Raw genomic sequence first — 22,547 nt, forward strand, 5'->3', positions numbered from 1 at the left:
CCTGACATCTACGACTGACATCAACGAGGGCGCACAGCCGCATCCGCGAGCGACCCAGCACGGCGGCCGGACGCCCCGGCGTGCCTTTGGCACAGCGCCCCTGATCGAACTTACAAGGCAGGTGTCGGCAGCGCCCCCGCGTGCCGCTTGTCCTGCATCACGGCGGCCGTACAGCGGCTCCTGGGCCATAGGAAGAGAGCTGCAGTGGGGAGCCTCCGGGGAGCCACGAAGGGAGCCACACACCACGACACTCGGCGGACTCCCAGGGACTCCCACGGACGATTGTTGGTCGTAGACACCTGGGTCGGCTCCCGCTGAAGGTCGTCCCGTCCCCTGCCTCATTACCTGGCGCGTAATCGACGCCCGAAGGGCAGCGCGGCAGTCTGTGAGCACCGGGTCCCGGGCGGCGCACTCCGTCCGGGGCCCGGGCCCACCACGTCCCGCGCACCCTCGACGGAGGCTGATCCGCCATGTCCGCCACGCTGCTCGCCGGAATCTCCCGCACCACCGAACCGCAGTCCATGCTGCGCCGCTTCCTCGCCGCCGACGCGCTGGTCACCGGCGCCAACGGCCTTGCGTACGCCGCGGCTTCGGGCCCGCTCGGGCGGCTGCTCGGTGTCGACGGCACGCTGCTGCTCGTCCTCGGCCTGTTCCTGGCCGCCTACGCCGCGGGCGTCGGCCTGCTCGCCGTACGGCGTCGGCCGCCGCAGCTTGCCGTCACGCTCGTCGTCGACATCAACATCGTGTGGTCGGTCCTCAGCGTCGTCGCTCTCGCGCTGTGGCTCGAGCCGACCGCTGTGGGCGCCGCCTGGACCGTGCTGCAGGCGCTGACCGTTGCCGGCTTCGCTGTGCTGCAGTGGTCCGCTCTGCGGGCCACCGCTACGGCGTGAGCGACTGCAGGTACTTCACCGTCGCCGGGTCGGCCGGGAGGAACGTCTCGATGGCCAGCTCGGCGACGGTCACGTCCAGCGGCGTGTTGAAGGTGGAGATCGAGGACACGAAGGAGAGCACCCGCCCCTCGTGTTCGATCCGGAGTGGGAGCGCGAAGTACGGGTACGGCGCTGAACCCGGGTCCATCGCCTCACTCACGTCGCAGGCGCCGTTCCGGGGCACTGGAAAGGCGGCGACCTCGTCGTACAGGCTGCGCAGCGCGTCGGAACGGACCAGTGCCATCTGCCGTTCCATCTGGTGCAGGAGATGGCCGCGCCACTCCGGCAGATTGCGGATACGCGGGGCCAGGCCCTCGGGGTGGAGCGTGATCCGCATGGCGTTGAGCGGCGGGGAGAGCAGATGCTCCGGCAGCCCGTCGAGCAGCATCGCGATGCCCCGGTTGGCGGCGAGCACGTGGTAGGTGCCGTCGACGACGAGCGCCGGGTACGGCTCGTAGCCCTGGAGCAGCCGTTCCATGCCCTCGCGCAGCGCCTCCATCGCCGGGTCGCCCAGTGGCGTCTCGGCGTACCGGGGTGCGTAACCGGCGGCCAGCAGGAGGGCGTTGCGCTCCCGTACGGGAACGTCGAGGTGCTCCGCGAGGCGCAGGACCATCTCCTCGCTGGGGCGGGAGCGGCCCGTCTCGATGAAGCTGATGTGGCGGGCGGACGACCCTGCGCGCAGCGCGAGTTCGAGCTGGCTGATCCGCCGTCGCTCGCGCCAGCCGCGCAGCAGCGGTCCTACTCCCGTACCGGAAAGGGCAGTCGTCATGGCCAGACCGTAGTACGGAGCGGCGGCTTCCTACTCCTTCAGCCCCCGTGCGTTGCCCAGGAGCGCGGCGAGCGCCCGCTCGATGTCCATGGCGCCCGCCTCGTTGCCGGCCGGGACGGTTGCGTACGAGCGCACGAGGAACCGGCGCAGGCTCGCGGTGTCCATCTGGAGCAGCGCAACGCCTTCAGGTGAGCGAAGCTCCACCATGGTCTGCACCCGCCCGCAGGGCCATATGTGCACGTCGCCGTCGCCGGAGGGGGCACGCAGACCCGCGTCGAGCAGACTGCGGGCGAAGGTCCAGGTGACGCCGGTGTCGTTCAGACAGGCCTCCGGCGGGAAGACCATACGGACGGCGAAGGGGTCGCTGTCGCTGTAGCGCAGGATCACCGGAACGGCCAGGGAGTGGGGCGCATCGCTGATGAGGCGGGCCCGGACGGATTGCTCGATGGTCGACGACATCGCTCGCTCCTCTGCTGCTGTTCCGCTCCGCGTGCACGTACGGCGTCACGGGCAGGGCTCACGCTCGCGCGAGCGACACCAGTGGCGTGTGTGACCTGCATCACCTAGCCTGAAGCGATTCGGCCAGGATGGCTAGAGTTTTGCGCCATCACATATCCCTACAAATGGGGCAGGGTCTGGTTACGGATGAGTATCCGGGCGGAGGGCCCCTGGGGGGTCCGGGCCCGACCCGTGCCGGGCCCGCGCAGGGCGGTCGCCGGGGCGGAATCGACGGTGGAACCGGCGCGGAATCGACAACCCGAACCGGCGCGGAGGCCGGAGAAAAGGAGCCCCGGCCGGACGGGGGTTTCCGGCCGGGGCGGTCACAGGGTGTGGGCGCGCATGGCGGTCGCCTCTCGGCGAAACGCTCCACGGGGCTTCAGCCGAACGATCGTCCCCGCGGGCAAAAGGTGAGGCCCGGGGACACTGTCCCATCCGCACCCACGCGTAGATGAACGATAAACCATCCTTGGCTGTTCCATGGCATCCCCATGGTCTGCTGTGATGAGTGTTACTCGCCGTTACCCCGTGGCGCGACTGGCCCGCGACAGCTCCGGCCCCGGATCCGCGCGCCCCGCGCCACCGCCGGGTGCGGCGCGCCGGGGGAGTGCGGGAGCCGTCCGGTGGGGGCACGATGGCCGCATGCTGCTCGCCCGCGTAGCCGACGTCTCCCGCGAGGTCGCCGCCACCTCGGCCCGTTCGCGCAAGATCGCCGCGTTGGCGGACCTGTTCTCGGAGGCCTGGCCGGAGGACGTCGCCCTCGTCATCTCCTACCTGGCCGGGCAGCTGCCCCAGGGTCGTATCGGCATCGGCTGGAGCATCCTGAAGGAGCCGGTGCCGCCGGCCGCCGTCCCGGCTCTCACCGTCGGCGAGGCGGACGCCGCGTTCACCGCCCTCGCCCGCGTGTCGGGTCCCGGTTCCCAGGCGGAGCGCCGCGACCGGGTGCGGCGGCTGATGGCCGCGGCCACCGAGGACGAGCAGCAGTTCCTGGTGCGCCTGCTCACCGGCGAGGTGCGTCAGGGGGCACTGGACGCCGTCGCGCTCGAGGCCGTCGCCCGGGCCGCCGGTGCGCCGGCGGCGGATGTGCGCCGCGCCGTGATGCTGGAGGGCTCGCTGCCCCGGGTGGCACGTGCGCTGCTCGCGGAGGGCCCGGCGGCGCTGGAACAGTTCCGGCTGCGCGTCGGCAGCCCCGTGCAGCCGATGCTCGCGCACACCGCCAAATCCGTCACCGAAGCGGTCCGGACGCTGGGTGTCGCCTGTGTGGTCGAGGAGAAGCTCGACGGCATCCGCGTCCAGGTCCACCGTTCCGGCGGCGATGTCCGGATCTACACCAGGTCCCTCGACGACATCACCGACCGGCTCCCCGAAGTGGCCCACCAGGCCCTCGAGACGACCGGCGACGGGTTCATCCTCGACGGCGAGGTCATCGCGCTGGCCGCCGACGGGCGGCCCGTCCCCTTCCAGGACATCGCCTCACGTGTGGGATCCCGTCTCGACGTCGAGACGGCCCGCGCCGCACTGCCGCTGTACCCGGTCTACTTCGACGTCCTGGCCGCCGACGGCGAGTCGGTGCTCGACCGGTCGGGGGCCGAGCGGCACGAGATCCTCGCCCGGCTCGTTCCCGAACCGACCCGGGTCAGGCGCGTTGTCGTCGACGACCCGGAAGCCGCCGGCCAGGTCCGCTCCGCGGAGGAGTTCTTCGCCGCGACACTGCGGCGCGGCCACGAGGGAGTCCTGGTCAAGGCCCTGGACGCGCCGTACAGCGCAGGCCGCCGCGGTCGCTCGTGGCTCAAGGTCAAGCCCGTCCACACGCTCGACCTGGTGGTCCTGGCCGCCGAACGGGGCCACGGCCGGCGTACCGGCCTGCTGTCCAACCTCCACCTGGGCGCCCGTGCGGAGGACGGCGGGTTCGTGATGCTCGGCAAGACCTTCAAAGGGCTCACCGACGAGATGCTCCGCTGGCAGACCGAACGGCTCCACGAACTCGCCGTGGACGACGACGGTTTCACGGTACGGGTCCGCCCCGAACTGGTCGTGGAGATCGCCTACGACGGGCTGCAGCGCTCCCCCCGCTATCCGGCGGGCGTCGCCCTGCGCTTCGCCCGGGTCCTGCGCCACCGGCCCGACAAGCCCGCGGCCGAGGCGGACACCATCGACCAGGTCCTGGCGGCGCGGGCCTGACCGAACGAAGGGCGGGCCGGAGCCCGGACAGGCTCGTCGGACCGGGACCGGAGGGGCTCTCAGGCCCGGGACCGGACGACGGCTCGTCGGCCCCGGCCGGCGAGCGGCTCGTCAGCGCAGACCCAGCACCTTGTCCGCGAACGCGGACAGGTTCTCCGTGGTCCGGGCGATCTGCTCCTCGAGCGTGAGGCTCTCCTCGTACCGGCCGTGTCGCAGCTTCGGCTGCTTCTTGCCGCGCACGTACAACGAGCAGGCCAGATCCGCGCACAGGTAGGTGCCCACCGTGTTACCCTCCCGGCCCGCCGCGCCGGCCAGCGGCGCGGCGAACAGGGTCACCCCCGAGGACGCGTGCGCGGTGAGACACGCCTGGCACATGCTGGACTTGAGAACGCTGGTCCGCCCGGTGGACGGGATGCGCAGGGTGATGCCGACAGGCCGGTCCTCCCGGGGCAGGACGATATGCGCCCTCAGTGGCGCGCCCGGATCCACCCAGCCGAGAAAGTCCAGGTCCTCCCAGGGAAGTTCGGCGAAGTCGGCCGGCAGCCGCATCCGGCCGGCCTCCCCTTTCGTGCAGTTCACGAAGGACGTTCGGATCTGTTTGTCGGTCAATGGTTCCACTCGGTGGAACGTACACAGCGTGGCCTGGTGCAGGCATCCGAATTATCGGGCATCCGATCTATGGTGTCCCCGTCCGCCGCCCCCTCCCGGAAGGATCCTGGTCATGCCCACAGAGCCGCTGTCGCAGAAGGAGATCGAGGACCGGCTGCGTGAGCTCCCCGGTTGGTCCCTCGAGGGGGCGAGGATCGCCCGCTCCTACCGTCTCGACTCGCACTTCGCGGCGACCGCCATGGTCGTGCACATCGCACAGATCCAGGAGGAGCTGAACCATCACTCGGAGCTGACGCTCGGCTACAACTCGGTCGCGCTGACCGTCCAGTCCCACGACGCGAACGCGATCACCGAGCGGGACTTCCGGCTGGCCGAGCGGGTGGAGGAGATCGCGACGGGCCACGGGGCCAACTAGCGCCTCGCGTACAGCTGACGGAGAGTGCCCGTTTCGCCTCCTGATGGTTCTGGCATGCTCCAGACATGCTCGATTACGACCGCGAGGCAGCTGCCTACGACGCGACGCGTGGCGGCGTGCCCAGGGCCGAGGCCGCCGCCGCGGCGGTGCTCGGCCTGATACCGGCACAAGCACGCACACTTCTCGACATCGGCTGCGGCACCGGACTGGTGACGACACGTCTGCGCCGTCCCCGTCTGCGCGTGATGGGCTGCGACCGCTCGTACGGCATGGCGCACAAGGCGGCCGACCGCATCGGCGCCCCCGTCGTGCTCGGCGACGTGCGGCGGCTGCCCCTGCGGGACGGAGCCTTCGACGCGGTCAGCGCCGTATGGCTGCTCCACCTGGTGCCCGACTCGGCAGCGGTGGTCGCGGAGGCCGCACGGGTACTGCGGCCCGGCGGTGTGTTCGTCGCCACCGTCGACAAGGACGCCGGGCACGACGTGGACAGCGACATCGACACGATCCTGCGCCCGCACCGCTCGTTCGCCGCCGCCCGTGATCGCGCGGATGCGATCGAGGCGCACGCGGCCGCCGGTGGCATGCGACCCGTCGGCCGTGCCCGGTTCGCCGGCCACGGCCAGGGCCGCACCCCTCGGGCCACGGCAGAGGCGCTGCTCGCGGGGCGCTTCCGTTCCTGGTTCCCCGACGGCGGCGACAGCGCGACGGCCCGTGAACTCGCGGACCGGCTGGCCTTGTTGCCCGGCCAGGACACCCGCCGTCCGGACCCCTCGTACGTACTGCACGCCTTCCGCAAGGACGCCGGCCCGGCCGAGGGCGCACGGTAACGGGCGGAGCTCGCCCGGAGGTGTGACTCCTGGAGGTGCGCGGCCGCGCCGTCATACGCGTCCGTCTACGCTGGTGGTCATGGACGCTCTCGCCGGACTTCTGGACGGGCCGCGGGCCAGGGGGGCTTTTCTGCTGCGCATGGTGATGGAGCCGCCGTGGTCCGTGCACATCGACGACGAGGCCCCGCTCTGTCTGATGTGCGTCACCCACGGCGAGGCCTGGATCGCCCCCGCCTCTGGGAAGCCGGTGCTGCTGCGGCCCGGTGACGTGGCCGTCGCGCGCGGCCCCGAGCCGTACACCGTCTCCCATACGCCCGGTGCCGAGCCGCACGCCCGGATCGGTCCCGGCGGCACCTGCCACACCCTTCAGGGCGAACCGCTCAACCAGTCCATGAGGCTGGGCGTGCGGACCTGGGGAAACGCGCCTGACGGCTCGACCTCCATGCTCATCGGGACGTACCAGATGAAGGGCGAGGTCAGCGGCCGGCTGCTGGACGCGCTGCCGCCGCTGCTGCACCTGTCGGCGCAGGTGTGGAACCACCCCCTCATGGCCGTCCTCGACGAGGAGATCGCCCGTGACGACCCGGGTCAGAGCGTGGTGCTCGACCGGGTGCTCGACCTGCTGCTGATCGCCGTGCTGCGCACCTGGTTCTCCCGGCCCGACGCCGAGGCGCCCGCCTGGTACCGGGCCATGGGCGATCCGGTGGTGGGGCAGGCGCTGCGGCTGATCCAGGACGGCCCGGCCCGCCCTTGGACCGTCGCCTCGCTCGCCGCGGAGTGCGGCGTGTCGAGGGCCGCGCTCGCCCGGCGCTTCAACGAGCTGGTCGGCGAGCCGCCCATGGCATACCTCACCGGCTGGCGGCTCGCGCTCGCCGCGGACCTGCTGCGCGAGAGCGACACGACGGTCGAGGCGGTGGCGCGGAAGGTCGGCTACAGCGGCTCGTTCGCGCTCAGCGCGGCCTTCAAGCGGGTGCGGGGCATCAGCCCGCAGGAGCACCGCACGGGTGGTGTTTTGCCGGACCGGCAACGAAGCTTGCCGTAGGAGTGCGGGCGGGTCACCCTGGGCGCATGAGCAACCACCACGACTCCACCCACATCGACTGGGACGAACTCGGGCCGCTGCTGGAGCGCGGCGCGGAGGTGCAGAGCCCCCTGTACCGGCAGGCGACCGACTGGCTGCGGGAGCTGGTACCCGCCGGAGGCGTCCGGCGGATCCTCGACATCGGCAGCGGGCCCGGCGTGATCACCGGGCTGCTCGCCGAGGCGTTCCCGTACGCCGAGGTCGTCGCCGTGGACGGCACCGAGCCGCTGCTGGAACGGGCCGCCGCACGCGCGGCCAGGGCCGGCCAGGGCGACCGCGTCCGTACACGCACGGCCGAACTGCCCGACGACATGGCGGACTTGGGTGAGGCGGACCTCATCTGGGCCGGCGGCTTCGTGCACCACCTGGGCGACCAGCGTGCGGCACTCGGCACCCTCGGCCGGCTGCTGCGGCCCGGCGGGCTGATCGCCGTCCTCGAGGGCGGACTGCCAGCCCGCCACCTCCCGCGCGACATCGGGATCGGCAGGCCGGGCCTGGAGAGCAGGGTCGGCGCGGCCGTGGAGGACTGGTTCGCCCGGATGCGGGCCGAGCTGCCCGGAGCCAAGGACGAGGTCGAGGACTGGCGGGCACTGCTCGCCGCATCCGGGCTCACCCCGAGCGGCACCCGCTCCTTCCTGCTCGACGTCCCGGCGCCCGTCCCCATGTCCGTGCGCGAGCAGCTGGTGTCGGCCTTCGCCTGGCAGCGGAGGCTGGTGGAGGGACTGCTGCCGGACGACGACATCGCCGTCCTCGACCGGCTGCTGGACCCCGAGGACGCCGAGGGGCTGCTGCGGCGTGCCGACGCGCACCTGCTGACCGCCCGCACCGTCTTCACGGCCCGCAGGGGCTGAACCGGGCCCGCAGGAACTGCGGGGACTGAACCGGCCCCGCAGGGACTGAACCGCGGGGCCGGTGTTCAGCGGTCCGGGCCGTCAGGGGTCACCGGCTCCAACTGCCACCACTGGCCGGGCGAGTCGGTGTCCTCCCACTGCTGCACGTTCGCCCCGTCGTCGGTCGCGCCGTCGGCCACCTCGAGCAGCAGCCCGCTGACGAAGCTGACGACGGTCACCGTGCCCGGCGAGTCGAGGTGGCGTTCGACGATCCATTCCTGGGCGCCGAAGTTGTTCGCCTTCCACTGCTGGACGTTGGCGCCGTTCTCCGTCGAGGCGTTCGCCACGTCGAGCCGCTTGCCACTGGCCGCGTTGACGAAGTGGTACAGCCCGTTCCCGTTCGGTACGGGGGCGATGCGCCACTGCTGGGCGGGGGTGCCGGCGTCTTTGCCCTGCTGGACGTTGACGCCGCTGCCCTTGCCGCCGCCGTACACCTCCAGCAGCAGCCCGCTGTTGACGTTTCGCACCCGATAGAGCCCTGCCTCAAGTGGTCCGTCCACCGTTCCCCCTCGTGCCCGGCCGCTGATCGACGACCGGGATCATCGTCTCAGCCTCCACCGACAACGGCCTCCACCGACAACGGTCTTTACCGACACCGACACCGACGGATGACGAGGAACGGCGAACGGCGCAGCCGCACACTCGCGACCGCGCCGTTCCGTCCTCGCGGCAGGGCTCGTCCGGTCAGGAGTTGATGTCGGCCGGGTCCGGGCCGAGCCGCCTGCCCTCGTCCAGAGCCGCGAAGGCGGCCAGGTCGTCGGCGTCCAACTCGAAGTCGAAGACGTCGATGTTCTCCTGGATCCGCGACGGCGTGACGGACTTGGGGATCACCACGTTGCCCACCTGGAGGTGCCAGCGCAGCACCACCTGGGCAGGGGTACGGTCGTGCTTGCGGGCCACCGCGACCACGGCCGGAGCCTGCAGCAGCTCCTTGCCCTGGCCGAGCGGGGACCAGGCCTCGGTGGCGATGCCGTGCTTCGTGTGGAAGTCGCGTGCCGCGGACTGCTGGAGCTGCGGATGCAGCTCGATCTGGTTCACCGCCGGGACCACCGCGGTCTCGTCGAAGAGGCGTTCGAGGTGCTCCGGCAGGAAGTTCGACACGCCGATGGCCTTGGCCCGGCCGTCCGAGAGGATCTTCTCCAGGGCCTTGTAGGTGTCCACGTAGGTGTCGCGCGCCGGCATCGGCCAGTGGATCAGATACAGGTCGACGTAGTCGAGGCCCAGCTTCGCGAGGGACGCGTCGAAGGCGTGCAGCGTGCTGTCGTAACCCTGGTCGGAGTTCCACAGCTTGGTGGTGACGAACAGCTCGTCGCGGGCGATCCCGGAGCTGGTGAGGGCCTTGCCGGTGCCCGCTTCGTTGCCGTAGACGGCCGCGGTGTCGATGCTGCGGTAGCCGGCCTCCAGGGCCGCGCTCACCGTCTGCTCCGCCTCGCCGTCGGGCACCTGCCAGACGCCGAAGCCGAGCTGCGGCATCGCGGCGCCGTTGTTGAGAGTGATGAAGGGGACCTTGCTCACGAGCGGTCGATCCTTACGTCGTCGGTTGGGGCTCCCATGGTCAACGATCAGCAACCTGATCGCATTCCCGCCGCCGTGATCCGGGCCGGAGCGAAGGCCTGCCGGCTCACCGGTAGAGGGCCTGCACTTCGGCCGCGTACGCGTTCTCGATCGCCTTCCGCTTCAGCTTCAGGGACGGTGTCAGCAGCCCGTGTTCCTCGCTGAACGGATGCGCCAGTATCCGGAACGTCCGGATCGACTCCGCCTTGGACACCAGAGTGTTCGCGGACACCACCGCTCGGCGGATCTCCATCTCCAGGTCCGGGTCGCGGACCATGTCCGCCGCCGGCAGATTCGGCCTCCCCTGGATGGACAGCCAGTGATCGACCGCCTCCTGGTCGAGAGTGACGAGTGCCGCGATGTAGGGCCGGTCGTTGCCGACGACGATGCACTGCGCGATGAGCGGGTGCGAGCGCACCCGCTCCTCCAGGCCTACGGGCGAGACGCTCTTGCCGCCCGAGGTCACCAGGATCTCCTTCTTCCGCCCGGTGATCGTGAGATAGCCGTCCTCGTCGAGCGCGCCCAGGTCTCCGGTGGCCAACCAGCCGTCATGGAGCACGGCGTCCGTGGCCTTCGGGTCTCCCAGGTAGCCCTGGAAGATGTGCCCGCCGTGCAGCCACACCTCGCCGTCCTCCGCGATGTGCACGGTGGTCCCCGGGATCGGCAGGCCGACGGTGCCGTAGCGAGTGCGCTCGGGAGGGTTCGCGGTGGCCGCCGCGCTCGACTCGGTCAGGCCGTAGCCCTCGTAGATGGTGACGCCCGCGCCCTCGAAGAACAGACCGAGCCGGCGGTCCATGGCGGAGCCCCCCGACATCGCGTGCCGCACCCGGCCGCCCATCGCGTCGCGGACCTTTCCGTACACCAGCTTGTCGAAGAGCTGGTGCTGCACACGCAGACCGGCGGAGGGACCGGGCCCGAGGCCGAAGGCCCGGTGCTCCATGGCCTCCGCGTATCTCACGGCCACCTCGACGGCCTTGTCGAAGGGGCCCAGCTTGCCGGCGCTCTCCGCCTTGCGGCGGGCGGCGTTGAAGACCTTTTCGAAGATGTACGGCACAGCCAGGATGAACGTGGGCCGGAACGAGGCGAGATCGGGCAGCAGCGCGCTCGCCTGGAGGACCGGCTGGTGACCGATCTTGACGCGCCCCCGGATCGCCGACACCTCGACCATCCGGCCGAAGACGTGCGACAGGGGCAGGAAGAGCAGCGTCGACGCCTCGTCACCCGGCTTGGAGGTGAACACCGGCTCCCACCGGCTGAGCATCGTGTCCGTCTCGAACATGAAGTTGGAGTGCGTGAGCACGCAGCCCTTGGGGCGACCCGTGGTGCCCGACGTGTAGATGATCGTGGCCACCGAGTCGGGTGTCACCGCCCGCCGGTGCCGGTGCACGACCTCGTCGTCGATCTGCGCCCCCGCCTCGACCAACTGGTCCACCGCGCCGGCGTCCAGCTGCCACAGCCGTTTCATCAGCGGCAGCCGGTCGATCACGGAACCGATCGTCATGGCATGGTCCTCGTGCTCCACCATGCACGCGGTGACCTCCGAGTCGTGCAGCATCCAGAAGACCTGCTCCGCCGACGACGTGGGATACAGCGGTACGGACTGGGCCCCGACCGTCCAGAGCGCGAAGTCGAACAGCGTCCACTCGTAACGGGTACGGCACATCAGGGCGACACGGTCGCCGAACCGGACGCCCTGCGCGAGCAGCCCCTTGGCCACTGCCAGTACCTCGTCGCGGAACTGGGCCGACGTCACCTCCTGCCAGACGCCCTCCGCGTCCTTGCGGCCCAGCGCGACGCGGTCGGGGTCGTCCACGGCATGGTCGAAGACCGCGTCCGCAAGTCCGCCGACCTGAGGCGCCGCGGCCATGGGTGGGACAGTGAACTCGCGCAATGGCTGCTCCTTGTGGCGCTCCGCACAGCGCCGTGACCGTACCCCACGATTTCGCCGGGCGGGAGGGCTCTCGTCAACTGTGTACGAATGGCGTAGACACAGGTCAGCGCCCGTTACGTGCCGTCGGAGCGGACCCGCCGGGCGATCCACTGACTGGTGAGTAAGTACGCCGCGGCGGAATCTCCACCGAATCTGCCCGCGGCGATCACCGCCGCTCTACCTGTGCGTCGGCATTGGTCCGTACCTGAGGCGATGCGGGGCGCGCCATCGCCATGAGGTGGCGTCCGGTTCCGCGGTCAACGCGTCGTCGGCCCCTGCAGCCGGTCGCCCGCCGCGAGCAGAGCGCCGGCCAGTGCGTCGGCCGCCTCCTTGGCCGCCTCCCTGCGCCGGCCGTGCAGCAGGACGAAGTCGACCGTGCCGAGCTCCGGCAGGCCCACCCGGTCCGGCACCGTCACGAGCCCCGGCGGGATCAGCCCGCGGGTGTGCGCCATGACGCCCAGCCCCGCCCGGGCAGCGGCTACCAGGCCGCTGAGGCTGCCGCTCGTGCACGTGATGCGCCAGGCGCGGCCCGCCTGCTCCAGTACGTCCAGCGCCCGGGCCCGGGTGACGGCCGGCGGCGGGAACAGGATCAGCGGCAGTGGGCGCTCCGGATCGACCCGCAGGCCCTCCGCGGAGATCCACACCATCCGGTCCCGCCACACCAGTTCACCGTGCGTCGCCCCCGGCCCCCGCTTGGCGAGCACCAGATCCAGTCGGCCCGCCTCCAGCCGCTTGTGCAGGGTGCCCGACAGCTCCACCGTGAGCTCCAGATCCACCTCGGGGTGGTCGCGGCGGAACGTCTCCAGGATCTCCGGCAGCCGCGTCAGCACGAAGTCCTCCGACGCGCCGAACCGCAGCCGTCCGCGCAGTCGCGTCCCCGTGAAGTAGGCGGAGGCCCGCTCGTGCGCCTGCAGGATGGTGCGGGCGAAGCCGAGCATCGCCTCGCCGTCCTCCGTCAGCTCCACGCTGTGCGTGTCGCGGCTGAACAGCGGCCGCCCGGTCGCCTCCTCGAGCCGGCGCACATGCTGACTCACCGTCGACTGCCGCAGCCCGAGCCGGCGGGCGGCCTGGGTGAAGCTCAGGGTCTGTGCGACCGCGAGAAACGTCCGAAGCTGCGTGGGCTCGTACACGCCGTCGATCCTAGGTGCGCGGGGCGGGTCGGCTGGGGGAACGGTCCGTCAGCGTGAGGGCGAGGACGGCCTGGTCGTCGTCGCAGTCCTTCGCCCAGCGTGCCGTGTCGGCGTGTACGAACGACACGACGTCCGCCGGGTCCGGTGCCCGGCCGTCCCCGAACCGCGTCGCGAGGCGTTCGAGTACCGGGTAGAACGCTCCGGTGCCGTCGCGTGCTTCGCTCACCCCGTCGGTGTGGACGACGACCACCTCTCCGGGACGCACCGTGTGCACGGTCGTCTCCGCGGAGCCGCCGGGCGACAGCGCGCCGAGCCCCAGCGGCAGCGCCGGCGCGGTGGCCAGACGCCGGGCACCGTCCGGGCCGACGACGATGGGGGGCGGGTGGCCGCGGTCGACGATCCGCACCTCTCCTCCCGAGAGCGGGAACTCCAGTACCAGCGCGGTGACGAACAGTTCGGGATCGTCCGTGTCGCCGACGGGATCGTTGCGGGCGATGCTGAGTTCCAGCCGCTCCGCCAGACCGGCCAGGTCCTGCCACTCGTGCGCGCTGACCCGGAAGCTGCCGAGCACCGCCGCCACCGTCTGCACCGCGCCGAGCCCCTTGCCGCGGACGTCGCCGATGATCGCCCGCACTCCGAAGGGGGTCGCGCAGATGTCGTAGAGGTCGCCGCCGACGAGCGTGCCGCCCTCGCCCGCCGAGTAGAAGGCCGCTGCCCGCACCGGTCCGAGCGTGTGCGGAACGGGCCGGAGCAGGGCCCGCTGCATCGCCTCGGCAACCGAGTTCGCCCTGATCAGGTGCGCTCTCGTCCGCACCCGCTGCCAGGACAGGGCCGTGCTGACGATGCCGATGATCAGCGTGGCCACGTAGAGCGCCACATGGTGCTGCTCGTCGAAGTGACCGAGGCGGCGGGCGGCGAAGAGCATCTGCAGCCCCAGGCAGACGAGGGTCGACAGTGCTGTGCCCAGGGGGCCGCGCGTCGCGGCGGCAAGCGGGGGGACACCGATGAGCAGGAAGCTCACCGGCTCGCGCCCGTTCAGGGTCAGCTCGGCGACGAGGTCGGCCGGCACGGCGGCGAGCGGCAGCCACCAGACCCACCCCTGACGCAGCAGCAGGGGGCGCCGGCCGTTCGAAGATCGGTTGCGAGGCATAGGGCGACCATAGGAGCCGCGGCCGCCTGCCGGCGGTCACCGAACGCGTCGCGGCGCGCTCGGCGAACGCCGGTGCCTACCCGTCCCCCGGCGGCCATCATGAATCGTGATGGCAATCAGTGCGGTGTACGGGATTCCCGATCAACGGGTGACGGAGGACCATGGGGAGGGCACGACCCTGAACCGAGAGCAAGTGGAGCACATGAGCCGCCCCCGCGCCCCGCGCCTGCCGTCCTGGCTGCCGATCGACCCGTACATACTGGCGTTGCTGGGGACCGTGGGCCTCGCGGCCCTGCTGCCCGCGTCGGGAGCGGCGGCCGAAGTGGCCGGCGGCGCGTCGACCGGCGCGGTGGCCCTGCTGTTCTTCCTCTACGGCGCTCGGCTCTCCACCCGAGAGGCGCTCGACGGGCTGCGGCACTGGCGGCTGCACCTGACGGTGCTGGCCGCGACCTTCGTGGTCTTTCCGCTGCTGGGACTTGCCGGGCGGGTGCTCGAACCGGCCGTGCTGACGCCCGCCCTCTACAGCGGACTCCTCTTCCTGTGCCTGGTGCCCTCGACCATCCAGTCGTCGATCGCGTTCACGTCCATGGCGCGCGGCAACGTGCCCGCCGCGATCTGCGCCGGCTCGTTCTCCAGCCTGGCCGGCATCGTGCTCACCCCACTGCTCGCGGCCCTGCTGCTCGGCGGCGCGGCGGGCGGCTTCTCGGCCGGCTCGCTGCTGCGGATCGTCCTCCAGCTCCTCGTGCCGTTCCTGGCGGGGCAGCTGCTGCGCCGCTTTGTCTCCGGGTTCCTCGTCCGGAACAAGAAGGTGCTCGGGTACGTCGACCGGGGCTCGATCCTGCTCGTCGTCTACACGGCCTTCAGCGAAGGCATGAACGCCGGGGTGTGGCACCAGGTCACGCCCGTCCGGCTGGGCGCGCTGCTCGTGGTCGAGGCGGTGCTGCTGGCGGCGATGCTGACGCTCACCTGGTTCGGCGCGAAGCGCCTCGGCTTCGGCAGGGCGGACCGGGTCGCGATCCAGTTCGCCGGCTCGAAGAAGAGCCTCGCGGCGGGGCTGCCGATGGCGGCCGTGCTGTTCGGGGCCCAGGCGAGCCTGGCGGTGCTGCCGTTGATGCTCTTCCACCAGATGCAGCTGATGGTGTGTGCGGTCATCGCGAGGCGCCGGGCATACCACGCGGAACGCGATGTGCCGGACACACCTGCCCCCAAGGCCCCTGGGCGACGCACGCCCGCGGTGGCGCGGCCCCGCTGAGCCGCGGGCAGCCGACCGGGGCTCAGCGGCGGATCCGGCGCCGGGCGTCCGACGGCGGCGGGATCATCTGCAGCGTGAGCGTGGGCGGGGGTTCCGCGATGCCGGGTCCGCCGGCCTCGGCCCAGGACAGGACGTCTTCCGTGGCGTCGTCGTCGAGCGCCCAGCCGATCCACGCGGCACGCGCTCCGCGGCGTCGTCCCTCCGTGGAGGGCTGGACCACGATGACGTTCGCCTGACCGCAGGGGCCGAGGCAGTCACTCGTGCGGACGGCGAGCCGCCCCCCGGAGGCGGCGGCCGCCTCGCGCAGCCTGGCCAGTTGACCGACGTGGTCGGTGCCGGGCTGCTTGCGGGCATCGCCGCAGCAGCAACCGCGGCAGACGACGAGCGTGCAGGGACGGGCGCCGAAGGGGCGTATGGCGTGGATCGTCACCCGCCGATCTTGTCAGCCACCGGGCCGGACCGGGTCGGGCGGGGCGGGAATCGGTCATTCCGGAAGATGTGGCCGCCTCCGCACCCGCGGACCGGGCTCGGTGGACGGAAGGACCCGGCCGGCGCAGGGGGCGCTCCCCGCCGGCCGGGCCGTATCCCGTGCAGCGGGGCGCCTCACACCCCAGTGCTGAGGGCGATGCGCTCGTCGCCCGCGTACACGTTCATGTTGGGGCCGCGCAGGAAACCGACCAGCGTCAGACCGGTCTCCGCGGCCAGGTCCACCGCGAGCGACGACGGCGCGGAGACGGCCGCGAGCACCGGTATGCCGGCCATCACCGCCTTCTGCGCCAGCTCGAACGACGCCCTCCCCGAGACGAGCAGGATCGACTGTGACAGCGGCAGCCGGTCGTCCTGCAGCGCACGCCCGACGAGCTTGTCGACCGCGTTGTGCCGGCCGACGTCCTCGCGGATGTCGAGCAGTTCGCCCTCCGGCGAGAACAGCGCCGCTGCGTGCAGGCCCCCGGTCCGGTCGAAGACCCGCTGCGCCGCCCGCAGCCGGTCGGGGAGGCCGGCGAGCAGAGCCGGCTCGACACGGACCGGGGGAGTGTCGGCGATCGGATGCCGCGTCGTGGTGCGTACGGCGTCGAGGCTGGCCTTGCCGCACAGTCCGCAGGACGACGTCGTGTAGACATTGCGCTCCAGCGTGATGTCCGGCGCCGGAACACCGGGCGCAAGCGCCACGTCGACCACGTTGTAGGTGTTGGAGCCGTCCTCCGTCGCGCCCGCGCAGTACACGATCGACCGCACCTGCGAACCGGAGTGGATCACGCCCTCGCTGACCAGGAAGCCGGCCGCGAGCGCGAAGTCGTCGCCCGGGGTGCGCATGGTGATCGCGAGCGGCTTGCCGTTCAGCCGGATCTCCAGGGGTTCCTCCGCGACCAGGGTGTCGGGACGGGACGAGACCACCCCGTCCCGGATACGGATGGTTCGGCGGCGCGCGGTGACCCGTCCCATGGCGATCAGTTCCGATTCTGTACGTGTTGGTAGCCGAAGCGGCCCTTGATGCAGAGGTTGCCGTGGGTCACCGGGTTGTCGTGCGGCGAGGTGACCTTGACGATTTCATTCTCCTGCACGTGCAGGGTCAGGTTGCAGCCGACGCCGCAGTACGCGCACACCGTCGTCGTCTGCGTCTGGGCCGACTCGTCCCAGGTTCCGGCCTCGCGCATGTCGAACTCCGACTTGAAGGAGAGCGCCCCCGTGGGGCACACCTCGATGCAGTTGCCGCAGTAGACGCACGCCGAGTCGGTCAGGGGCGCGTCGTGCTCGGTGGAGATGCGGGAGTCGAAGCCGCGGCCCGCGACGGCGATGGCGAAGGTGTTCTGCCACTGGTCGCCGCAGGCGTCCACACACTTGTAGCAGAGGATGCACTTGTCGTAGTCGCGGACGTACAGGTCGTTGTCGATCTTCGGCTCTTCGTCGACACGGGCGGCGTCCCTGCCGAAGCGGTCCGGCTTCGCCTCGTACTCCTTGATCCACTCGGCGGCGCGGGGCGTCGTGGAGAGGTCGGTCGAGGAGGCCAGCAGCTCCAGCACGACCTTGCGGCTGTGCCGGGCGCGCTCGGTGTCGGTCCGCACGCTCATACCCGGCTCCGCCCGCCGGGAGCAGGCGGGCGCGAGGGTCCGGGAGCCCTCGACCTCGACGACGCACACCCGGCAGGCGTTCTTCGGCGTGAGCGTGTCGCCCTGGCAGAGCGTCGGTATGTCCTTGCCCGCGGCCCGGCACGCGTCGAGGATCGTGTCGCCCTCCGGGACCCGTACGTCCTCGCCGTCGAGGGTGAAGTCGACGAGCCTGCGCGGCATGTGGAGAGGTATCGCGGTCATTCGTAGGCTCCCAGCCGGTCGATGGCGGATTCCACTGCGTTCCAGGCGGTCTGGCCGAGCCCGCAGATCGAGGCGTCCCGCATGGCCCGCCCCACCTCGCGCAGCAGGGCGATGTCGTCGGCGTCGGCGCCGGTGCGGTCCTTGATGCGGTGCAGCGCCTCTTCCTGCCGGACCGTGCCGACCCGGCAGGGCACGCACTGCCCGCAGGACTCGTCACGGAAGAACTCGGCGATGCGCAGCAGGACACGGGGGAGTTCGACGGTGTCGTCGAACACGAGCACCACGCCGGAGCCGAGGGTGGTACCGGCCGCCCTGGTGCCCTCGAAGGTGAGCGGGATGTCCAGCTCGTCGCGGCGTACGAAGCTGCCGGCCGCGCCGCCGAGGAGCACCGCGCGGATGCGTTCGGGCGGTCCCGCGAGCTCGATCAGTTCACGCAGCGTGACGCCGAACGGCAGCTCGTAGACCCCGGGGCGGGCCACGTGGCCGGCGAGGCAGAACAGCTTGGTCTCCTCGGTCCTGCCGGTGAGGATCGGCAGGACGTTGACGAGCGTCTCGACGTTGTTGACGGCGGTCGGCTTGCCGAAGAGGCCCTTCTCCACGGGGAACGGCGGCTTGGTGCGGGGCTCGCCGCGGTAGCCCTCGATGGAGTTGAAGATCGCGGTCTCCTCGCCGCAGATGTAGGCGCCCGCGCCGCGGCGGATCTCGATGTCGAACGCGTAACCCTGGCCGAGGACGTCGTCACCGAGGAGGCCACGGGCACGGGCCGAGTCGATGGCGTTCTGCAGGAGGCGCAGAGCCCTCGGGTACTCGCCGCGGAGGTACAGGAAGCCCTTGTGGGCGCCGATGGCGTACCCCGCGACGGTCATAGCCTCGATCAGCGCGTACGGGTCGCCCTCCATCAGGACCCGGTCCTTGAAGGTGCCGGGCTCGCTCTCGTCGGCGTTGCACACGAGGTAGTGGGGACGGTCGGGCTGCGACGCGGTGGCCTGCCACTTGCGCCCCGTGGGGAACGCCGCCCCGCCGCGGCCGACGAGGTTCGCGTCGGTGACCTCCCGTATGACGCCGGCCGGGCCGAGGGTGAAGGCGCGGCGAAGGGCGGCGTAGCCGCCGTGCGCACGGTAGTCGTCCAGGCTGTACGGGTCGACGACGCCGACGCGCCGCAGGAGCACGAGCCCTTCGGAACCGGCCTGCGGCACGGCGGCGCTCGCGGGTGCCTCGTCGGGGGCGCGCTCGGGGGAGCGGGCGGCGGCGACGAGGGCGTCGGCGGTGGCGGGGGCGACAACGGCGGTGGTGCCTTCCCCGCCGCGCCCTCCCCCTACGGCCTGGCGGCCGTGGGAGGTGCCCCCATCCCGAACCGGAGGCTCGGTCCCGGGCCCGGGAGCGCCTTCGGCGGTGTCCTCGAACGCCGGCCGGGCCGGGAGCCGGCCCGCGCGGATCAGCAGCGCCGCCGGGGCGCGTTCGCACAGGCCGAGGCACGGGCTCGGCTGGACCGTGACGTCCGGGCCGAGCCCGTCGGCCTCGGACAGCGAACCACCCCGCGCCGCGCACGCGATGTCCGTGCACACATGCAGCACCTTCGCGGCACGCGGTTTCACCGAGAACATCGAGTAGAAGGTCGCCACCCCGTACGCCTCCGCCGGCGGCACCGTCAGCCGTCGGCAGATGTAGTCCAGCGCCCCTTCGCTCAGCCACCCCACCCGGTCGTTCACGGCGTGCAGCGCAGGCAGCAGCAGGTCCCTGCGGTCCCGGGCCGCCGCCCCGCCCTTCGCCCAGCGCAACTCGTCCGACGAGCGGGCCGACCCGCCTTCCCAGCCGCTCTCCGGCGGGCCCAACAGCGCGTCGACCGCCTCCCGTTCCTCGTCCGTCGACTTCGCCGCGTCCGTGAACTTCAGGTCCATGCGGGCTCCAGCTTCTCGATCCGTACCGCCGACGCCTTGAATTCGGCGGTGCCCGCGATCGGACAGTTCGCCTCGATCGTCAGGGAGTTGGTGTCCACCTCGTCCGGGAAGTGCATCGTCATGAACGCGAGCCCGGGCCGCAGCCCGGGATCGATCCACACCGGCGCCGTCACCGAGCCGCGCCTGGAGGAGACACGGACCTCCTCCTCGACCTGCACCCCGTACGCCGCGGCGTCCTCGGGGCACAGCTCGATGTACTCGCCGCGCCGCAGGGGGGAGGCGAAACCCCCGCTCTGCACACCGGTGTTGTACGAGTCGAGCCGGCGCCCCGTCGTCAGCCGCAGCGGGTAGTCCTCGTCGGTGAGGTCGACCGGCGGGTCGTGCTCGACCAGCCCGAACGCCGCCGGCATGCCCCGCGCGGCGGGGTCCTTCTCCCAGAGCCTGCCGTGGAGGAAGCTCGACGGCAGTTCGTCGACGTCCGGGCACGGCCATTGCAGGCCCTGGTGCTCGTCCAGCCGTTCGTACGTCATCCCGAAGTGGTCCGGTGACAGCGAGCGCAGCTCGTTCCAGACAGCCTGCGAGTCGGCGAACTTCCAGTCGTGACCGAGCCGTCCGGCGAGGTCGCAGATGATGGCGATGTCCTCGCGGGCCTCGCCCGGCGGAACCAGCGCGGCCCGAACCCGCTGCACCCGGCGTTCGCTGTTGGTCGTCGTGCCGTCCGTCTCCGCCCAGGCGGCCGTCGCGGGCAGCACCACGTCCGCCAGCTCCGCGGTCCGTGTCAGGAAGATGTCCTGCACCACGAGGTGGTCGAGGGCCTCGAGCCGCCGTACGGCCTGACCGCTGTCGGCCTCCGACTGTGCCGGGTTCTCGCCGATGCAGTAGACCGCACGCAGCTCGCCGCTCTCCATCGCCTCGAACATCTCGGTCAGGGTCTTGCCGTAGCGCGGCTGGATGGTGGCGCCCCACGCCCGTTCGAACTTCTCCCGGGTGTCCGGGTGGAGGATGTCCTGGAAGCCGGGCAGCCGGTTGGGGATGGCGCCCATGTCGCCGCCGCCCTGGACGTTGTTCTGGCCGCGCAGCGGCTGGACCCCGGCGCCGTACCGGCCGACATGGCCGGTGAGCAGGGCGAGATTGATCAGGGCGCGGACGTTGTCGGTGCCGTTGTGGTGCTCGGTGATGCCGAGGGTCCAGCACAGCTGGGCGCGTTCCGCGGTCGCGTAGGCGTGCGCCAGTTCGCGGATCGCCTCGGCCGGTACGCCGGTCACCTTCTCGGCGGCGGTCGGCGTCCACGGCTCGACGAGCCGCGCGTACTCCTCGAAGCCGGTCGTCGCGCGGTCCACGAAGGCGCGGTTGACGAGCCCGGCGTGGATGATCTCGCGGCCCACCGCGTGGGCGAGGGGTATGTCGGTGCCCACGTTGAGGCCGAGCCAGCTCTCCGCCCACTCGGCGGTCGAGGTGCGGCGCGGGTCGACGGCGTACATCCGTGCCCCGTTCCTGATCCCCTTCAGAACGTGCTGGAAGAAGATCGGGTGCGCGAAGCGGGCATTGGACCCCCACATCACGATCAGATCGGTGTGGTCGACCTCCTCGTACGAGGAGGTGCCGCCGCCGGAGCCGAAGACTGCCGACAGGCCGGCAACGCTGGGCGCGTGGCAGGTGCGGTTGCACGAGTCGACGTTGTTGGTGCCCATCACGACGCGGGTGAACTTCTGCGCCACATAGTTCATTTCGTTGGTGGCGCGGGCGCAGGAGAGCATCGCGAAGGCGTCGGGGCCGAACGCGTCGCGGGTCCGGCGGAACCCGGCCGCGGCCCGCTCCAGCGCCTCGTCCCAGCTCGCCCGGCGCAGCTGTCCGTCGTCGCCGCGGACCAGCGGATGGGTGAGCCTCGGATACCGCTTCTGCGGCTTCTTCTTCATGCTGCGCTCCCTGTGGAAGGGGTCGAGGTCGATGCGAGAAGGTCGGCGAGTGCGTGCACGGCGCACAGCTTCGGTACGGGGGTCCTCGTCAGAGCGGCCAGTTCGACGACGGCCGCGAGCAGCACGTCCAGTTCGAGCGGCTTGCCCTTCTCCAGGTCCTGGAGGGTGGAGGTCTTGTGGTCACCGACGCGCTCCGCTCCGGCGAGACGCCGCTCGACGGAGATCCTGGGGTGGCAGCCGACGGCGGCCGCGACCTCGAGCGTCTCGTGCATCATCGTCTCGACCAGCGCCTTGGTGTCCCGGTGGCGGCAGATCTGGGCCATCGTGGCCCGGGACAGAGCGCTGATCGGATTGAAGGAGATGTTGCCGAGCAGCTTGATCCAGATGTCGTTGCGCAGATCCGGCTCGACGGGGCACTTGAGCCCGCCGGCGATCATCGCGTCGCTGAAGTCGGCGCAGCGCCGTGACACGGTCCGGTCGGGCTCGCCGATGGAGAACCGGGTGCCCTCCAGGTGCCGTACGACGCCGGGGGCCTCGAGCTCGGTCGCGGCGTAGACGACGCAGCCGATGGCGCGCTCGGGCGGCAGGGTGGCGCTGACCGCGCCGCCGGGGTCGACGGCCTCGATCCGTCGGCCGGTGTACGGGCCGGGCAGGCCGTGGAAGTACCACCACGGAATGCCGTTCTGGGCGGCGACGACGGCGGTGTTCCGGTGCAGCAGAGGATGCACCAACGGGCCCGACTCCGCATAGGAGTTGGCCTTGAGGCCGAGGAACACATAATCGACGGGCCCTACGGCGGACGGGTCGTCCGTCGCGGCGGGACGTGCGGTGAAGTCACCGCGGGGGCTCAGTACGCGGACGCCGTCGCGGCGCATGGCTGTGAGATGGGCGCCGCGAGCGATGAGATGGACCTCGGCGCCGGCGCGGTGGAGCGCGGCCCCGACATATGCGCCGATCGCACCGGCGCCGACAACTGCGACTTTCACGGGGCTCTCCGTTCGGTTGACGACCGAGCGAGGGCGAACTGTGACGAGGGTTGAGTCGACAGAATATTGTCTACAGTATGCCTTCACGGGGGGTCAAGACTCGTGCCGCGACGCGTGACCGCGGGGCCCGGACTCTCGAAAAGCTCCAAAGTCCGGCGCCGGAAGCTGTGGGATCACCTGCCGTCGTACCGGTCGGTAGCAGCCAAGACTGGGTTGTTCCTGA

At 71.4% G+C, this 22,547-nt stretch carries 21 protein-coding genes; 7 read left to right on the top strand and 14 right to left on the bottom strand.

Annotation, left to right across the window (positions count from 1 at the left end; all coding sequences use genetic code 11):
- Nucleotides 1–470: 470 nt before the first annotated feature.
- Complete coding sequence (locus ABZ070_RS07995; protein WP_356631151.1) at nucleotides 471–890, top strand: hypothetical protein; 420 nt, start codon at nucleotides 471–473, stop codon at nucleotides 888–890.
- Here ABZ070_RS07995 and ABZ070_RS08000 read toward each other — a convergent pair.
- Nucleotides 880–1,698 carry a helix-turn-helix transcriptional regulator gene (locus ABZ070_RS08000; protein WP_356631153.1) on the bottom strand — a complete coding sequence of 273 codons (819 nt, stop codon included), beginning with the start codon at nucleotides 1,696–1,698 and terminating at the stop codon, nucleotides 880–882. The two genes, ABZ070_RS07995 and ABZ070_RS08000, sit on opposite strands and share 11 nt — an antisense overlap.
- 30 nt (nucleotides 1,699–1,728) lie before the next feature.
- Nucleotides 1,729–2,157: an SsgA family sporulation/cell division regulator gene (locus ABZ070_RS08005; RefSeq protein ID WP_356631155.1), complete on the bottom strand. Its 429-nt coding sequence runs from the start codon at nucleotides 2,155–2,157 to the stop codon at nucleotides 1,729–1,731.
- A 681-nt stretch (nucleotides 2,158–2,838) separates the two neighbouring features.
- Here ABZ070_RS08005 and ABZ070_RS08010 point away from each other — a divergent pair.
- Nucleotides 2,839–4,377 carry an ATP-dependent DNA ligase gene (locus ABZ070_RS08010; RefSeq protein ID WP_356631157.1) on the top strand — a complete coding sequence of 513 codons (1,539 nt, stop codon included), beginning with the start codon at nucleotides 2,839–2,841 and terminating at the stop codon, nucleotides 4,375–4,377.
- A gap of 111 nt (nucleotides 4,378–4,488) precedes the next feature.
- Here ABZ070_RS08010 and ABZ070_RS08015 read toward each other — a convergent pair whose 3' ends face one another.
- A complete protein-coding gene (locus ABZ070_RS08015) occupies nucleotides 4,489–4,995 on the bottom strand; it encodes an FBP domain-containing protein (protein ID WP_356631159.1) in 507 nt (168 codons plus the stop codon).
- A gap of 103 nt (nucleotides 4,996–5,098) precedes the next feature.
- On the opposite strand from ABZ070_RS08015, the gene ABZ070_RS08020 reads away from it, so the two are divergent.
- The 4 genes from ABZ070_RS08020 (at nucleotide 5,099) to ABZ070_RS08035 (ending at nucleotide 8,160) form a co-directional block, all read left to right on the top strand.
- Nucleotides 5,099–5,401: a 4a-hydroxytetrahydrobiopterin dehydratase gene (locus ABZ070_RS08020; protein ID WP_356631161.1), complete on the top strand. Its 303-nt coding sequence runs from the start codon at nucleotides 5,099–5,101 to the stop codon at nucleotides 5,399–5,401.
- 65 nt (nucleotides 5,402–5,466) lie between these two features.
- Nucleotides 5,467–6,228 carry a class I SAM-dependent methyltransferase gene (locus ABZ070_RS08025; RefSeq protein ID WP_356631163.1) on the top strand — a complete coding sequence of 254 codons (762 nt, stop codon included), beginning with the start codon at nucleotides 5,467–5,469 and terminating at the stop codon, nucleotides 6,226–6,228.
- 79 nt (nucleotides 6,229–6,307) lie between these two features.
- Nucleotides 6,308–7,270 carry an AraC family transcriptional regulator gene (locus ABZ070_RS08030; RefSeq protein ID WP_356631165.1) on the top strand — a complete coding sequence of 321 codons (963 nt, stop codon included), beginning with the start codon at nucleotides 6,308–6,310 and terminating at the stop codon, nucleotides 7,268–7,270.
- 26 nt (nucleotides 7,271–7,296) lie between these two features.
- On the top strand, nucleotides 7,297–8,160 hold the full coding sequence (locus ABZ070_RS08035) for a class I SAM-dependent methyltransferase (protein WP_356631167.1): 864 nt from the start codon (nucleotides 7,297–7,299) through the stop codon (nucleotides 8,158–8,160).
- A 65-nt stretch (nucleotides 8,161–8,225) separates the two neighbouring features.
- Here the strand turns inward: ABZ070_RS08035 and ABZ070_RS08040 are convergent, their stop codons facing one another.
- From ABZ070_RS08040 to ABZ070_RS08060, 5 genes are all read right to left on the bottom strand, one after another.
- The gene (locus ABZ070_RS08040) at nucleotides 8,226–8,699 is read right to left on the bottom strand and encodes an RICIN domain-containing protein (protein ID WP_356631169.1); all 474 of its coding nucleotides are present in this window, start codon (nucleotides 8,697–8,699) and stop codon (nucleotides 8,226–8,228) included.
- Nucleotides 8,700–8,883: 184 nt separating this feature from the next.
- Nucleotides 8,884–9,714: an aldo/keto reductase gene (locus tag ABZ070_RS08045; RefSeq protein ID WP_356631171.1), complete on the bottom strand. Its 831-nt coding sequence runs from the start codon at nucleotides 9,712–9,714 to the stop codon at nucleotides 8,884–8,886.
- A 106-nt stretch (nucleotides 9,715–9,820) separates the two neighbouring features.
- On the bottom strand, nucleotides 9,821–11,620 hold the full coding sequence (locus tag ABZ070_RS08050; protein ID WP_356631173.1) for a long-chain fatty acid--CoA ligase: 1,800 nt from the start codon (nucleotides 11,618–11,620) through the stop codon (nucleotides 9,821–9,823).
- Between the two features lie 320 nt (nucleotides 11,621–11,940).
- Nucleotides 11,941–12,822, bottom strand: a complete 882-nt coding sequence (locus tag ABZ070_RS08055; protein WP_356631236.1) for a LysR substrate-binding domain-containing protein — start codon at nucleotides 12,820–12,822, stop codon at nucleotides 11,941–11,943.
- 1 nt (nucleotide 12,823) lies between these two features.
- Nucleotides 12,824–13,963 (bottom strand): PP2C family protein-serine/threonine phosphatase, encoded by a 1,140-nt coding sequence (locus ABZ070_RS08060; RefSeq protein WP_356631175.1) that lies wholly within the window; start codon nucleotides 13,961–13,963, stop codon nucleotides 12,824–12,826.
- Between the two features lie 202 nt (nucleotides 13,964–14,165).
- Between ABZ070_RS08060 and ABZ070_RS08065 the strand changes: the two genes are divergently transcribed.
- Nucleotides 14,166–15,215 (top strand): bile acid:sodium symporter family protein, encoded by a 1,050-nt coding sequence (locus tag ABZ070_RS08065; protein ID WP_356631177.1) that lies wholly within the window; start codon nucleotides 14,166–14,168, stop codon nucleotides 15,213–15,215.
- Between the two features lie 22 nt (nucleotides 15,216–15,237).
- Here the strand turns inward: ABZ070_RS08065 and ABZ070_RS08070 are convergent, their stop codons facing one another.
- The 6 genes from ABZ070_RS08070 to ABZ070_RS08095 all read right to left on the bottom strand — a co-directional run bounded on the left by ABZ070_RS08070 (nucleotide 15,238) and on the right by ABZ070_RS08095 (nucleotide 22,324).
- Nucleotides 15,238–15,645 (bottom strand): (2Fe-2S) ferredoxin domain-containing protein, encoded by a 408-nt coding sequence (locus ABZ070_RS08070; RefSeq protein ID WP_356631179.1) that lies wholly within the window; start codon nucleotides 15,643–15,645, stop codon nucleotides 15,238–15,240.
- Between the two features lie 173 nt (nucleotides 15,646–15,818).
- Nucleotides 15,819–16,658, bottom strand: a complete 840-nt coding sequence (fdhD, locus tag ABZ070_RS08075; RefSeq protein ID WP_356631181.1) for a formate dehydrogenase accessory sulfurtransferase FdhD — start codon at nucleotides 16,656–16,658, stop codon at nucleotides 15,819–15,821.
- Between the two features lie 5 nt (nucleotides 16,659–16,663).
- Nucleotides 16,664–17,524, bottom strand: coding sequence for a 2Fe-2S iron-sulfur cluster-binding protein (locus tag ABZ070_RS08080; protein ID WP_356631183.1), 861 nt, complete (start codon nucleotides 17,522–17,524; stop codon nucleotides 16,664–16,666).
- The gene (locus ABZ070_RS08085; protein ID WP_356631185.1) at nucleotides 17,521–19,422 is read right to left on the bottom strand and encodes an NADH-ubiquinone oxidoreductase-F iron-sulfur binding region domain-containing protein; all 1,902 of its coding nucleotides are present in this window, start codon (nucleotides 19,420–19,422) and stop codon (nucleotides 17,521–17,523) included. Before ABZ070_RS08085 ends, ABZ070_RS08080 begins: the two co-directional genes overlap by 4 nt.
- Nucleotides 19,413–21,338, bottom strand: coding sequence for a molybdopterin-dependent oxidoreductase (locus ABZ070_RS08090; protein ID WP_356631187.1), 1,926 nt, complete (start codon nucleotides 21,336–21,338; stop codon nucleotides 19,413–19,415). Before ABZ070_RS08090 ends, ABZ070_RS08085 begins: the two co-directional genes overlap by 10 nt.
- Complete coding sequence (locus ABZ070_RS08095) at nucleotides 21,335–22,324, bottom strand: 2-dehydropantoate 2-reductase (RefSeq protein ID WP_356631189.1); 990 nt, start codon at nucleotides 22,322–22,324, stop codon at nucleotides 21,335–21,337. The genes ABZ070_RS08090 and ABZ070_RS08095 overlap by 4 nt, the downstream gene beginning before the upstream one ends.
- Nucleotides 22,325–22,547: the final 223 nt, after the last annotated feature.

This window comes from Streptomyces sp. NPDC006283, from assembly GCF_040613325.1.
Classification (GTDB): Bacteria; Actinomycetota; Actinomycetes; order Streptomycetales; family Streptomycetaceae; genus Streptomyces.